The sequence below is a fragment of the Desulfitobacterium sp. LBE genome, from assembly GCF_007830365.1.
GTDB classification, from domain to species: Bacteria; Bacillota; Desulfitobacteriia; order Desulfitobacteriales; family Desulfitobacteriaceae; genus Desulfitobacterium; species Desulfitobacterium hafniense.
On record NZ_VLKD01000001.1, the window covers coordinates 2,835,275 to 2,849,219 of the forward strand.

The 13,945-nt window shown below is 49.4% G+C and carries 10 protein-coding genes; 2 read left to right on the forward strand and 8 right to left on the reverse strand.

Annotated features, from left to right (window positions below; all coding sequences use genetic code 11):
* Window positions 1-78 precede the first annotated feature (78 nt).
* The 4 genes from ltrA to DESLBE_RS13530 form a co-directional block, all read right to left on the reverse strand.
* Entirely contained in the window at window positions 79-1,488 is a 1,410-nt protein-coding gene (gene ltrA / locus DESLBE_RS13505) for a group II intron reverse transcriptase/maturase (RefSeq protein WP_144677272.1), read from the reverse strand.
* 709 nt (window positions 1,489-2,197) lie between these two features.
* Window positions 2,198-3,217 carry a tripartite tricarboxylate transporter substrate binding protein gene (locus DESLBE_RS13520; protein ID WP_243131316.1) on the reverse strand — a complete coding sequence of 340 codons (1,020 nt, stop codon included), beginning with the start codon at window positions 3,215-3,217 and terminating at the stop codon, window positions 2,198-2,200.
* Window positions 3,218-3,238: 21 nt separating this feature from the next.
* The gene (locus DESLBE_RS13525; protein WP_144677276.1) at window positions 3,239-4,747 is read right to left on the reverse strand and encodes a tripartite tricarboxylate transporter permease; all 1,509 of its coding nucleotides are present in this window, start codon (window positions 4,745-4,747) and stop codon (window positions 3,239-3,241) included.
* Window positions 4,748-4,760: 13 nt separating this feature from the next.
* Window positions 4,761-5,225: a tripartite tricarboxylate transporter TctB family protein gene (locus tag DESLBE_RS13530; protein ID WP_172625433.1), complete on the reverse strand. Its 465-nt coding sequence runs from the start codon at window positions 5,223-5,225 to the stop codon at window positions 4,761-4,763.
* A 312-nt stretch (window positions 5,226-5,537) separates the two neighbouring features.
* On the opposite strand from DESLBE_RS13530, the gene DESLBE_RS13535 reads away from it, so the two are divergent.
* Window positions 5,538-6,443 carry a LysR family transcriptional regulator gene (locus DESLBE_RS13535; RefSeq protein WP_144677279.1) on the forward strand — a complete coding sequence of 302 codons (906 nt, stop codon included), beginning with the start codon at window positions 5,538-5,540 and terminating at the stop codon, window positions 6,441-6,443.
* Window positions 6,444-6,545: 102 nt separating this feature from the next.
* On the opposite strand, the gene DESLBE_RS13540 is transcribed toward DESLBE_RS13535, so the two are convergent.
* From DESLBE_RS13540 to DESLBE_RS13550, 3 genes are read right to left on the reverse strand one after another with little or no spacing between them, the layout of a single operon-like run.
* Window positions 6,546-7,559: a TAXI family TRAP transporter solute-binding subunit gene (locus DESLBE_RS13540; RefSeq protein WP_005813345.1), complete on the reverse strand. Its 1,014-nt coding sequence runs from the start codon at window positions 7,557-7,559 to the stop codon at window positions 6,546-6,548.
* A 33-nt stretch (window positions 7,560-7,592) separates the two neighbouring features.
* Window positions 7,593-9,560: a TRAP transporter permease gene (locus tag DESLBE_RS13545; protein WP_144677280.1), complete on the reverse strand. Its 1,968-nt coding sequence runs from the start codon at window positions 9,558-9,560 to the stop codon at window positions 7,593-7,595.
* 60 nt (window positions 9,561-9,620) lie between these two features.
* The gene (locus DESLBE_RS13550) at window positions 9,621-11,675 is read right to left on the reverse strand and encodes an alkaline phosphatase family protein (protein ID WP_144677281.1); all 2,055 of its coding nucleotides are present in this window, start codon (window positions 11,673-11,675) and stop codon (window positions 9,621-9,623) included.
* A 204-nt stretch (window positions 11,676-11,879) separates the two neighbouring features.
* Between DESLBE_RS13550 and DESLBE_RS13555 the strand changes: the two genes are divergently transcribed.
* Window positions 11,880-12,788 carry a LysR family transcriptional regulator gene (locus DESLBE_RS13555; protein ID WP_144677282.1) on the forward strand — a complete coding sequence of 303 codons (909 nt, stop codon included), beginning with the start codon at window positions 11,880-11,882 and terminating at the stop codon, window positions 12,786-12,788.
* 144 nt (window positions 12,789-12,932) lie between these two features.
* Here the strand turns inward: DESLBE_RS13555 and DESLBE_RS13560 are convergent, their stop codons facing one another.
* Complete coding sequence (locus DESLBE_RS13560) at window positions 12,933-13,865, reverse strand: YafY family protein (RefSeq protein WP_144677283.1); 933 nt, start codon at window positions 13,863-13,865, stop codon at window positions 12,933-12,935.
* Window positions 13,866-13,945 lie beyond the last annotated feature (80 nt).

Genomic DNA, 13,945 nt, shown 5'->3' on the forward strand with positions numbered 1-13,945 from the left:
CTGACCATTATTTGGTCAGCCGACCTCCCACAGCACCGTACGTACCGTTCGGTATACGGCGCTTCCAAAGTTTACACCTTACTTTGCAGAATAACATCCTGTGAAACTGAGATATCCAGCTTGTTCGAATCGTTTGTTAGGCAAGGCAATCCTCACTATTGGACTATGAGCTATTCGCCAATATCCTTTTCTTGTGTTTGCCCACATCCATGCCTTTTCTTTGCTTATGCCTGCTCTCTTCAGGTAGTCATAGCGGCTTCGAATTCGCTTCCACTGTTTCCAGGCCACCATTCGTATCCGGCTTCTCATCCATTCGTCTATCTCTTTCAGCTGACTCTTTGCGTCTGCCAGCTTAAAGTAATTCGTCCATCCTCTGACCACTTGGTTCAGCTTGGTTTTCCTTTCTTCGATTCCCATCCCGTTACTTCGCCCTGTGACTTCCCGGATTTTGTCCTTGAGTTTTCTGATGCTTTGGGGATGGATTCTCAGTCGGCCTTCTCCTCGAGAGATGTAAAAGCTATACCCAAGGTATTTCACATAGTTGACATGCGACACCTTGGTTTTCTCTCGGTTGACCTTCAGAAATAATTTCTTCTCGATATACGGTAAGATATGTTCCAAGCTTCGCTGGGCCGCTTTCTTACTTTTGCAGAAGATCATCAGGTCATCCGCATACCTCACAAAGCGGTGTCCTCGCTTTTCCAGCTCTTGGTCACATTCATTCAACATGATGTTACCTAGTAGCGGGCTTAAGGGGCCCCCTTGGGGCACTCCCTCTGGACTTTCTTCGAACATTCCATCGACCCTTATTCCTGCTCTGAGGAATTTGTGGATGAGCGATATGACCCGCCCATCTTTAATGCTCTCCGATAGGATTTGGATGAGCTTACTTTGGTTGACGGTGTCGAAGTATTTCTCCAAATCCATGTCCACTACGTATTTGTAGCCTGCTGTGATATGGCTTTGGCACTTCTTCAGGGCATCATGAGCACTCCGGTTGGGCCGGAAGCCGAAACTACTCTCTGAAAATTGTTTTTCGAAAATAGGGCTCAGAATTTGGGCTATGGCCTGTTGAATAAGCCGGTCGACTACAGTGGGGATTCCCAACTTTCTCGTCTTTCCGTTTTCTTTGGGTATTTCCACCCTTCTTACGGGGGTTGGACGATAGGTTCCTTCTCGAAGAGACTCTACGAGTTCTTCCTTATGGTCTCTCAGGTAGGGTAGAAGTTCCTCCACCTGCATGCCGTCGATTCCTCCAGCTCCTTTGTTCTTCTTCACCTGCCGGTAGGCTTGGTTCAAATTTTCGGAGCTCAGGATTTGCTCGAGTAGTCCTTCGTTCTGCTCTTTGGTGTTGGTGTTGTCGGTTTCAATCATCTTAAGTGGCACGCACGCGTCTGCATACTCTCTCTGTTCCGCAGATGTCCTTTGCAGCTCGCCTTCGTTTCGAAGTTGTCTGTGGTTTAAATCGCCACCTTCAGTAACTTTCATTGACCCACACCTCCTTTGGTTCAGCCCTTCCTTCGGTGTCTTTTCACCTCTGTACTATGGCTTCTGCTGACTCCTCACGATAAATCTTGTTTCAACCGGGCTTCTTTCTCTGCTTCTGCCCGTCCGTGAGGCCTCCCACGGTAAGATGATTCACTTTCATTCCATCTACCCGCACCATTTACGCTGACGTGTCCGTGTAGCTTTTGGGCTTCGACTTGTCGCGCAGTCTCACCCCACGTTTCGCGCCTGATGCTGTTTGTGTTCCTCAGGCCGGAACTTTGCCGCTGGCTTCCTTCAGATTCCATCTCGCGATGGACACCCTTGCCTTAAGCTAATGGTTGGTCGCTACATACCCCCATAGCGGACTTTCACCGCCAAGTTAATCATCATGCGTGGCGCACGCGGAGTCGGGTTGGAAACAGGACGTTTCCAACCGGCCATTGAGCAGGAGCGATTTGGCCGGGCACCCGACGGAGCGGAGGTCTTGAGCGATTAGATTGCTCCGCGCAGCTTATGGAGTGAACGCCTAAAGCAAAATCCTGGAGACTCTGCTTATAAGTCCTTTTCAGAGTAAACGTCAAAAGGAATGAGAATGGATTTTTGCCTAAAATCCATTCTCATTAACACTTTCAGTCTATATTTTCCAGTCCATATTCCAGCCCAATATCTTCCATTCCATACTCAGCTCCCTAATCAGCAAAGCAAAAAGCTACTGACGAACACCTATGGAATCAAACAATTGGGTATAGCGTTCAACCTGCTCCTTGATGGAAGCATTATAATCGGCAGTATTCAAATAGCTGATATTGGCATGAAGCTCATTCATCTTGTTGATAAAATCCTGATCTTTGACCATTTCGGCGATGGTTTCATCCCATTTTTTGACGATATAATCGGGGGTGCCTTTCGGGGCGCTGATGCCGCCGTACCAGGTCACGTCAATATCGATGCCAAGTTCCTGACAGGTAGGCACATCCGGGAATAAGGGGCTCCGCTCTTTGGCTGCGATGGCCAGCACTTTTAATTTGCCGCCGGCTGCCAGAGGATAGGTTTCCTGGACGGACTGATCACCCAAGATGGCGTGGCCGCCGGCGATCATGGTAATTCCCTCACTGCCGCTGGTGACCAGAATGGGTTGGGTTTGTTTGTAATCCACGCCAATGGCTTTACACAGCTCAGCGGCGGTAAGGGCGTTCATACTGGTGGCGCTTAAGCTGGTATGAGTCAATTTTTCCGGGTTCTGCTTCGTCCATTCCACAAACTCTTTCATATCTTTAAACTGAGAATCGGCTGCCACGGAAAAACACATGGGGTTTTCCACAAACTTGGATACGAAAATTCTGTCCTCCAGCTTGATGGGCGGGTTTTTCATGCCGGCCACCATCAATACGGATGCGGCAATATTGTCGGCCACCACGGTATATCCGTCCGGTTTGCCCTGCATCAAACCATACTGCAGTCCGGTAACGTTGCCCGCACCGGGTTTGTTAACCACTAAAATAGGCTGATTCCACTTTTTGCTGACATAATCGGCTACAGCGCGGGCTGTCAGATCCGTGAGACCCCCGGGACCGGCGGGAACCACCAGTTCGATCTGCCGGGTCGGATAGGGCGGATCTTCCTTAGCCGTTTCTGATGGCCCCTGGGCAGATGATGAACATCCGGCCAGAGCAAGTGTCAAAACCAGGATACCGATGAGCCAAACCATTTTCTTACTCATTTTTTTCATAGATAAATCCCCCATTACTATTTATTTCACTTCAAAACCAGAGTTGTCTATTCGGCTTTGAGTCCGCCGCCTGAGTTTAAGGGAAACAACCAAAAAGATACCGGTGGCAACAAGGAGGGTCAGGGAGATGGGGCGTTGAAAGAAAATGAAGGGGTTTTCAAACGCCATGCCAAAGGACTGTAAAAGAGACCTTTCCAACATGGGACCAAGGATAAAACAGATGATGAAAGGGACCACGGGCCAATTGAATTTGTTCATAAAGTAGCCTAAAACCCCGAAGATCAGAGCGACCAGAACATCGAACATATCATTGCGGACAGTATAGGCTCCCACGATGGATATCAGTAAAATAATCGGAGCCAGGATGCCATAGGGTATTTGGGTCAGCCTGGCCCAAAGCCCCACCAGAGGAAGATTGAGAACCAGACACATCACATTGCCGATAAACATACTGGCGATGACCGCCCAGACAAAGTCTCCGTTCTGCTCGAAGAGCAGGGGTCCGGGGGTAAGACCGTAAATCATCAGTCCCCCCAAAAGAACCGCCAGGGGCGGGGAGGCTGGAATGCCAAGGGCGAACAGAGGAATGAAACCGGCTGAGCTTGTGGCGTTATTGGCAGACTCAGGGGCGGCGACACCTTCGATGGCCCCCTTGCCGAACCGTTCCGGTGTTTTTGAACATTTTTTCTCTAAATCATAGGCCAGAAAGGTGGTTACCGCCGGGGAACACCCGGGCAATAATCCCATAAAGAAGCCCAGGGCGCCGCCGCGGAAGATGGACTTGATGCTTTGCTTCAAATCCTTAAGACCTGGGAAAACCGAGCCGATATTGCCCATGGAGATGGCGATTTTCTTCTCCTCGATCCCGTTTAAGACTTCACTGATGGCAAACAGGCCGATGACGACGCTGATCACATCCAGGCCGCCCCATAAGGGGGTATAGCCAAAGGTCAGCCGCGGCATATTGGTCATGGTTCCCAAGCCGATCAAGGAGAGCAGGTAACCGAAAAATCCCATGGCCAAGGCCTTGCCTATGGATGCTCCCCCTAAGCTGACGACGATGGTCAACGCCAGCAGCATCAGGGCAAAATACTCCGGCGGACCGAACTTAAGGGCCTGCTCGGCAAAAAGGGGTGCAAAAAAGGTCAGGGCAATGATCCCCATGATCCCGGCGATAAAGGAACCAATTGCCGCAATCCCCAGGGCCGGTCCTCCCCGTCCCTGCTGGGCCATGGGATAACCGTCGAGACAGGTGGGCACCGACGCCACTTCCCCGGGAATGTTTAAGAGGATCGCCGTGGAGGAGCCGCCATACATGGCTCCGTAGTAGATTCCCGCCAGCATGATGATCGCCTGGGTGGGCGGCAGGACGGCGGTAAGGGGCAGCAAAATGGCAATGGCCGAGGTTGGCCCTAAACCGGGCAGGACGCCGACCATGGTGCCGACAAAAGCTCCCAGGGCAGCCATCAGTATATTAGAGGGTTCCAAAGCCAAGGCAAATCCGGAGAACAACATCTGTAATGCTTCCATCTAAATACCCCCGTTAAAAAATAGTGATGAGCGGCTGTGGAAATGGGGTCTTCAGCCACATTACAAAGATTCCGTAAAAGACAATAATAAGCAGCGCCGAAAATACTGTACATCGCAGCCACCCATAATCACCGATGGTCCGGAATAAGCCCAGGCCGATAATAAAGGTACTGGCCGGGTAGCCGATGACCTGCAATAACCCCCAATAAGCAAACACTAAACCCATGACGAACAGCATCTTTTTGCGCAGCTGTCCGGTGGGGAACTCCGCCTGTTCATCTCCCTGGGGCTTAAGCACAAAGAGGAACAGCCCCCCGAGAATAAGCAGCGCCACACCCAGAAAGCCGATAAACGTTTCATCCCCGACGATGGAGCGGCCAATATGCATAGGATACAGCCGGATCGCTTCATAAATGGCCATCCCGCCGATCACAAGAAAAAACCCACCGGCGATCCGGTCTGCCAGCAAATTCCTCATGGCTTCACACCTCCCCGGCAAGGTGTTGGGGGACATTGTGCTGCAGTTTTGCTGTTATGTTGTATGTTCATAAACTACCTCCCCTACATTTTGAAATGAGTCTGTCCATTGGAGCTGAAGCTGCAGTTATATCACCTTCCCGCGGTTGGATTGCTGAAACGGTTCATTCGCTTAAGGGATTACATTCACAAGATTCCATTTGATTATTCCCAATTATCTATACATGAATTATACTATAGTTAGTCCCCAGTGATAATTAGCGATTCAGAATGATTGATAAGCTTTAGCTATCAATCAAATGGAGGTGATCAGATGGAAATGCGGCAGCTTCGCTATTTCGATTCAGTCGTTAAATATGGAACCATGCGCGAGGCGGCAGCCAGGCTTTTTATAAGTGAACCCTCCATAAGCCAGCAAATCAATGAGCTGCAAAAAGAAATCGGGGTGCCCTTGTTTGAGAAGCAGGGGCGGAAAATCGCTTTAACTGCGGAAGGCAGGCAGCTTTTGCCCTTAGTACAGGCCATCCTGGAAGCGGTGACAGAGCTGGAAACCGGTATTTCGGAAATACTGAATCCCAGCTCGGGACTGATCAGACTGGGTGTGATTCCCATTACAAGACTTGATCTCGTTCCTAAAAAGCTCACGGAATTTGTAAAAATCTATCCCGATATTTGTGTTGAACTGATTGAAAGCGGAACCTCGGAAATTATTGAGCGGCTGCTTAACGATACCATGGATGTTGCTTTAATCGCCGCCAACAGCCGGATCAAATCCCTGATGGAAATGTCGGGGATTAAGCATAAAGTCGTCTCCAATGCCAATTCAGTGGCGGTGGTCTCCTGTTCACACCCTTTGGCAAAGTATGATAAGATTTCCTTCAGCCGGCTTTTGAATGAGCGCATCATTTTGCGCCGCCAGGGGATTTACCGGGAAGAGATCGATAACTTTTTAGGGGATTCCGTCAAAAATGACGGCATTTATTCCACAGATACCTATGAAACCGCGATTAAACTGGTGGATTCCAACCTGGGCATTGCCATCGTGCCGGAAACCTTTATCAGTACCTATGGCCTAAATGAAGGCTCCAATATAAAAATACTTTTCCTGGACGACTTCCAGGTTTCCCTGGATATCTGCTTTATTTATAAGAAGCGAAATTATTATCCTTTGTTTCTTACCAATTTCATGCGGATCTTTACGGATAACAATGATGGATAAGGTTTTGGATACAAACATAGTTTGCCGGAAGCACTTCTTTTGCGAAGCACTTCCGGCAAATCCTTTGTCAGCACGCTTTCCCTGCCATTGTTTTAAAGATAATTATTTAAGATACCCCTTTTCCCTGAGATACTTTTCCGCACCTGGATGCAAAGGGAAGGGCAATCCTTGGGTCAGGTTATTTATGTCGATTTCCTTGGCCAGAGGGTGGATTTTCACTAATTCGTCCAGGTTCTCCAGCACAAGTTGGGTAAAATTATAAATGGTCTCTTCATCGGTATTGGCCCGGGCTATGAAATAGGTGGGGGTGGCGGGTACAGTCACATCTTCCGCCTGGCCTTTATAGGTTCCTGCTTTCACCACGGCGGGATAAGCGGAGGGATCGATGGCCTTTTTAATGTTTTCAATCGCTTGGTCATTGACCGGCAACAAGCGGATCGGCACATCGGCCTCGATGTTTTCCGCCTGGGGACAGGGAGCTCCTGACCAGAATTGAATGACGTCCACCGTTTTATCCTTGATCTGGTCGGCCATATCCGCATAATTGGAAGAAATAAAGATATAATCCACGTTTTCCTGTTTGCCGTAGGCATCCAGGATCAATTTGGTATACACCTGGGATGCGCCCATAAAGGTGGCCATGCGGGTTTTATTTTTAATATCCTCGAAGGATTTGACAGGGGAGTCTGCCCGGACGGCAAATTGAGCTACAGCGGAGGGTCCGGCGAATAAAGCTCTCATCTCCTTGAAAGCGCCGTCTTTTTCGAAAGTGTACGTGCCATTGTAAAACATGGAGGCCACAAAGACGTTGGCCATGCCGATATCTGCGGTTTCCGCTTTTAATCTGCGGACTGCTTCCGCGTCACCAGCCACCGTTTGATGGACTACTTTAATCGGCAGGCTGGAATCATCACTGATTTTACAGATGCCTGTGGTCAAAAAGTATTTGTCACCGCCGGATGTGGACATGATCCGCAGTTGGGTGTTGGCCGCCGGTTTTTGCTTGTCCTGGTCATTGCCGCCGCTGCTGCCTGCACCACTGCCGCAGCCTGAAATGAGCATTAACACCATAGCCGTCAGCACCAAAACAGACACTGCCTTATTCATTTTTTTCATGGTAGACCCTCCTACACTATTTTTTACCTTGAGCTATTCACTTAAGACAACCCGGTCTTTTTGCTTAAACCGATAGTTTGCACCGACTATAAGGGCAAAACAGGCTATTCCCAGCAGATCGGTATACATTCCCGGGTAGATGAGGCTTATCCCCGCCAAAAACAGGATCACCCTCACCGGCCAATGTCTGATTGGGGTAAATGCATAGCCTTGGATTGCCATACAAATGGCCGTGGTGCCAATCACCGATGTAATGATGATGGGCAGTACGCTCCAACTCAGACCATGAATCAGGATGAGCTCCGGGTTGTAAACGAACATAAAGGGCAGCACAAACATGCATGTGGCAATTTTAGCGGCGGTCCAGCCCGTCTTCATGGCATTGGCATTGGCAATGGCTGCGCCGGCATAGGCGGCCAGGGCCACCGGGGGCGTAACAAAGCTGATCACTCCGAAATACAGGACGAAAAGATGGGCGGCCATGGGCTCTACTCCCATGCTGACCAGGGCCGGGGCGATGAGAACGGCTAAAATCATGTAGCAGATCAAGGTGGGCAGTGCCATGCCCAGGATGATCGATGCCACCATGGTCAGGAGAAGCAAGGCCAGTTGATTGCCTGAAGCTAAAGATACCAGGATGCCTGAGAAATTAGGCCCAAGCCCCGTCAGATTGACGCAGCCCATAATGATCCCGGCTGTAGCACAGGCCATAGCGATCAATATACAGCCCAGGCTTCCTTCTTTTAGCATATGGAGATACTGCTTCAGGGATAAGCGGTTTTTCCAGTTCAAAAGGTTGATGATGATGCTGGCGGCGATGGTGATGACCCCCGCTCTTTGGGGAGAACTGCCGGTCATGATTAGATAAATCAGAATAACCAAGGGGATGATATAGAACCAGCCTTCCTTGAGGGTCTTTTTTACAGGAACCAGGTTTTCCTTGGGAATCCCGCGCAATTGGGTTCTGGCTGCTTCCAAATCCACCATGATTAGTAAGGCCACATAATATAGAATAGCGGGCAGGGCGGCGGAAACACATACTTTGGCATAAGGCACTCCCAATACTTCGGCCATGACAAAGGCGGCGGCGCCCATGACCGGGGGCATGATCTGTCCTCCCGTCGAGGCCGCTGCTTCAACCGCCCCGGCAAAATGGGGCTTATAGCCCAGTTTCTTCATCATGGGTATGGTGACCGCCCCGGTACTGAGCACATTGGCCACGGCACTGCCGGATATGCTGCCGAATAAGCCACTGCTGATGATGGCGATCTTGGCCGGCCCTCCCCTTGCCCAGCCAATCAGGGAGCTGGAGAGATCCATAATAAACTGGCCGGTCCCGGTGCCCACCAGAAACTGGGCAACGACGATAAAGATCAGGAGCAGATTGGCGGACACGCCCAAAGCCACGCCGAAAATGCCCTCTAAGGAAATGAGCAGGGTGCTGGTGAGCATCTTGACATCGACGCCGGGATGGGCGAGAAAGGATGGCAAGTGCCTGCCGAATAATGCATAGACCAGGAACACCCCGGCCACGATGGTCATGGACTTTCCGACGACCCGTCTGGTTAATTCCAGGATCAGCACCACGGCAATGGCTCCAAAGATAAAATCCGCCCGGTTGGGAATGCCGATCCGGTCCGCAAAACTGCCGGCGCTGTTCAGTACATAGATACCTAAGGCTACACTGGTCAGGGCCAGCAGGAGGTCGATTGCATAAGCAATCTTATGGCCGGCCAGCTTTTTGGATGGGGGGAACAAGACGAAACCCAGTGCCAGGGCAAAGGTCAAGTGAATCCCACGGTAAACCAGCACATTCAGAACACCGAAAATGGTTGAGTAAATGGTGTAGAGGGTCCAGATCACAGCCAGGGCGCCCACAAGCAAAGCCACGCCTCCGGTCAGTGGTCTGCGTTTACCGTCTTCCGCTAAAGCTTCCAGATCTTTCTCGTCCATAGAGTCCAAGTCTTTTTCATCCTTTGTCATGCTTTGACTCCTTCCCATGGGAATACTGCTGAACTTTCCGGTCAGGCTATTTTCCCGATTCTTTCATACTCATGGATCTTATTCGGAAATGATTTGATAGACGGGGGCGCCTTCACACTGGGCAGGCATTCTGACCCCGGTCAGGGCCGCGATGGTAGGAGCAACATCCGCCTGCCTGATCACCCGTTCCGTGACGCAGTTTTCCTTAATGCCGGGACCGGCCGCCACAAAGAGGGGGGAAACGGAAGTACCGGCATACCCCCATTGGGTGGAAAGGGAATCGGCGTGGATCTTATTGAATCCTTCTTCGGTGAAATAAACGATATCCCCGCATTCAGGGCCGCCCATGCCGAAGTGGACGGCGTCTTTGTTGCGCACCGCTACGGAAATAACCCGGCGGCCGGTATGAGGATCACGGTAGTTATAGAGATCGGAAATAATCTGAGTCTCCAGTTCATACTTGTCCGCGGGCTCCACAATGCCATGGGGATTTCTGCCCTTCAGATTGATATAGATATGATCGCCGCGGATGGCGATAGCTCTGGTTTTGCTCCAGTCAATTTCTTTGGTATCCTTGCCCTTTTCATCTTTAACCATGACGGTGTACCCTAGCTCGGCCATGACAGGCACATTCACACCGTGGATTTCACCGAGAATCACCCCGTGGTACTCCTGGGTAAGCAGCCCATGGTCAGAGGTGATGATCATTGTCCAGCCCTGATCAAGGAAGGGCAGGAATTTGCTCAGATAACGGTCGGTCTGGCAATAGGCTTCTTCCTGGTATTGCTGATAAGTAAGCTCATTGTTATCCTTCCATTCTTCCTGGTTGCAGGCGTAATGCCAGAAGTAATGCCCTACTCCGTCCAGGTTATGGAGATGGGAGAAGATGATGTCGTACTTGTTGTTCTTCATGAAATAAGTCAGACACTCTGCCTGCCAGTTGCAGTAATTTTCCCAGGAGGGGAGCATGGTTTCCCGCACCAGTATTTCGTTGGCACCGTTGACCCGGAAATTCACCGGCACATTGCCGATATTCTCGACAACTTCCCGGTACAGGCTTTTGGGGTGGAAGTAGTCATCACGGCCCACCTGGGAGGCATTGTTGATAATGAGATTGAATTTTGAGCCGTCTTCCGCCAGCTCCAGCACCTGATAATTGCGGTTGCAGGGGACGTTTTCACCCTGATCGTTTTTGACTGTGTCCCTGACATCGAACCGGATCTCCCCTCTTTTCAGGGTAAGGTAAGGATCGGTCTCTTTTTTGGATTTATAGAACTGAATCGAGTCATAAACACCTTGTTCGTTGGGCAGGATTAGGGCCGGGCGCCGTTCCAGACCGCCGGAGACAAAGAAGGTAAATTCTTTGGCCCCTGCCGGTGCCTGGGCCCAGCCTGCGGCAGGCTTGATGGCCGCTTTGATGGTATCGCAGACCATATTGCCCAGGGCTTCGATTTCGCACTCCTCCTGCTCAGTAATACTGAATTGGAAGCCTTTGGCGTGATTGCCGGCGGCAATGACTTTGCGGAAAACAGAAGTTTCCGCCTGGTCACCGTCTTCCATCAAATCGGCGGCGTTGTCAATAATACAGCCTTGGCCCTGAGCTACATGAGAGGTGTTGGGCAGGTATTGGCTGGAAGCAATTTTCTCCGAGCCGGTGATCACTTTGAGGAGATCCAGGAAGGGAATCCCGTTATTGATCCCCGAAGGCTGGGTGCCGTCAACGACATGGAGATTAGGGCTGTCGGAGGTCGGCGGCCAGGAGGAGCCGGGCCAGTGCCAGACTAAGGTTTTTTTGCCGGCTTCCTCGGCAAAGACGTTCCATAAAGGCTCCGCTTTGGATTGGCGGGAATCCAGATTGTAATACATTGTGTCAATATTCACAGGATCGGAGGCAAAAAAACAGGTGATGCCATGGGTGCCGGGATTGGCCCCTGTGGCCAGGGTTGTCCAGAGGGGCGGCGTCACCGTAGGCATTGCTCCCAAAAGTACTAAATCTTCTCTGGCCGACCCTCTTCTGGTAAATTCTTTCAAGGCAGGCATTTTTCCCTGGTCCATGAACTTCTTCGCCAGTCTGGGGTCAAAGCCGTCGACGCCGAGAACGATGACTTTGTCTGTTAATGCTTTTCGTTTCATGCTGAACCTCCTAAAACTTAAGATTGGCAGGGTATCTGTCCATCCAGGTTAACTATATAATAGGACGGGGTTGGCGTGTAGCCATGAATAAGTTATGAAAACCGGTTTGGTTATATTAAAATCGATATAACCTGGTCCCCCTTTTTCTGGTACAATGGGGATATATAAGGGGCGCTGAGCTTTTCAGAGTAGGAGGTTTTTCATATGCGAATCGAATACCTGCACTATTTTATCGAGGTGGCCCGCTGCCGGTCGATCAACAAAGCCAGCAAAAATCTCCGCCTGACCCAAGCCAATCTGAGCAAGATGATGGCAGCTCTGGAACGTCATTTCGCAACCCCGCTGTTTGAACGCTCCAACCGGGGCATTACTTTGACCGAACACGGGAAACGGGTGCTGGAATGGTCTCAAAAAGTGATGGCTGAGCAAACCCAGCTGATCCAGGCTTTTGCTGAAGATAAGACCCATCAAAACAGGCAGGGAAAGCTGACCATTCTTTGTCCGGCCAATATTGCCGGAGACAGCAATGCCAATGTGATCAATAAATTCACCGGCGAATATCCCAACCTCACGATCAGCTATCAGGAAATGGGCGTGCCGGAAATTATCAAGCAAGTCCATAAGAACAGGGACTATGTGGGAATCATCATGCTGATTGATCATATGTATAATGAGTTGATTACGGATGAACTGTGCTACTATCCCATGCGCGACATCAAATTTGTGGTCTACTCCCATAAGGACAGCCGGTTTGCCAAGCAAGGCTTTAAGAGTATTTCCCTCAAAGCCTTAAGCAAGGAACAATTGATTCTTTATAAACCTACCAGCCTCTCTCCCTCCCCTTTTGAAGATCTGTTTGACCAGTATGGTTTGGACAACATCAAATTTTCTGTCAGCAACTTATTTACCTTCTATGATATTTTGCAGAAAGGCCAGTACATCACCTTAGGCGCCGCCCGGCAGGCCAAGTTTTTCCCTAAGGTTTTGGACGGCTTGGTGACAACCCCGATTCGGGATAAAATCAACTGCCGGATCGGCATCCTGATTCACCGGGAAAATAAAGACAATGCCATGATTCAGCAATTTATCAGATTTTACAGCGAGTCTAAGTAAGCCGGGAAATCGCCCTCTGTCAAATCGTTTACAAGTAAAGCATAGTATCGAAAGTACCTGTTGGATACCTAACCAACAGGTACTTTTTCCGTCTTAAGCGAAGCGGTCATAAAGTATTGTAAATATGAGAACAGACTCCTTGTTCTAGTTTTCGTATAAGGCAGCTATATCATGTATTCTGCGCTTCATTTCTGTGCGGATATGTAACGGCTCTAAACACTCGCATTTATCCCCAAAACTGAAAAGAATAGTGTAGTAGTATTCGTTCTCTATGAAAGGAAAGCTGACAATGTAATGCTCATCACCGTCTGGCGAAAAGTGTTCATAAGTGCAATAATCAAGTACCCTGTCCATGACAGATTTATGAATACGAATTTTGATTTCTGTTTGCATAGTTGCCAAAATATCAGTAAAATCCAACTGCGGTTTTTGATAATCACGTGGCGTAAAAAATTCCTCTTCTATTTGTAGGTTTGATATGCGGGATAGTTTGAATAAGCGAAAATCATTTCTTTTATGGCAATACCCTTGCCAATACCAATGATTACTTTTCAATACAAGCTGATACGGCTCGGCTGTTCGTGCGGTTTTATTTCCGTAGCGGTCTGCATATTCAAAGGTCAGCAGCTTGCTTTCCTGTAAAGCTGTTTTGATCATTTCTAAGTAGGGTTGTATGTTCCTGTTGCCCATCCACGGACTTAAATCTATATATAGTTGATTTGCTTTTAATTCAATGTCTTTCGCTCGGTCGGTGGGGATAAAACTCCTGACTTTCGCAAGGGCGTTTACCAGTTCATCACCTCGTATCATGTTGGAAAGACTGGAAAGCCCCATCAAGATAGCGGAAAGGTCGGCAGTCGAAAAAACCTTTCTATCAATCTTGTATTTTTGCATGATTTCAAAGCCGCCGCCCACTCCCGATATTGAGCGAACAGGAATACCCGCCATGTTGATCGTGTCTATGTCGCGGTAGATTGTGCGGGGTGAAACTTCAAACCTATCTGCTAACTCCTGTGCGCCTATCCGCTCTTTATCAAGGAGTATCATAATAATGCTGACAAGCCTGTCAACTTTCATCTGATAGCCGCCTTTCAAAAATTCTTTTTATCAAGTATGGATTGTTGCCATACTGTTGTCAACAATTGCATGGTACGATA

Coding starts and splice junctions, on each gene's coding strand:
- DESLBE_RS13530 (WP_172625433.1), bottom strand. CDS start 5,225: ATGAGGAATTTGCTGGCAGACCGGATCGCCGGTGGGTTTTTTCTTGTG.
- DESLBE_RS13540 (WP_005813345.1), bottom strand. CDS start 7,559: ATGAAAAAAATGAATAAGGCAGTGTCTGTTTTGGTGCTGACGGCTATG.
- DESLBE_RS13535 (WP_144677279.1), top strand. CDS start 5,538: ATGGAAATGCGGCAGCTTCGCTATTTCGATTCAGTCGTTAAATATGGA.
- DESLBE_RS13520 (WP_243131316.1), bottom strand. CDS start 3,217: ATGAAAAAAATGAGTAAGAAAATGGTTTGGCTCATCGGTATCCTGGTT.
- DESLBE_RS13560 (WP_144677283.1), bottom strand. CDS start 13,865: ATGAAAGTTGACAGGCTTGTCAGCATTATTATGATACTCCTTGATAAA.
- DESLBE_RS13545 (WP_144677280.1), bottom strand. CDS start 9,560: ATGGGAAGGAGTCAAAGCATGACAAAGGATGAAAAAGACTTGGACTCT.
- ltrA (WP_144677272.1), bottom strand. CDS start 1,488: ATGAAAGTTACTGAAGGTGGCGATTTAAACCACAGACAACTTCGAAAC.
- DESLBE_RS13525 (WP_144677276.1), bottom strand. CDS start 4,747: ATGGAAGCATTACAGATGTTGTTCTCCGGATTTGCCTTGGCTTTGGAA.
- DESLBE_RS13555 (WP_144677282.1), top strand. CDS start 11,880: ATGCGAATCGAATACCTGCACTATTTTATCGAGGTGGCCCGCTGCCGG.
- DESLBE_RS13550 (WP_144677281.1), bottom strand. CDS start 11,675: ATGAAACGAAAAGCATTAACAGACAAAGTCATCGTTCTCGGCGTCGAC.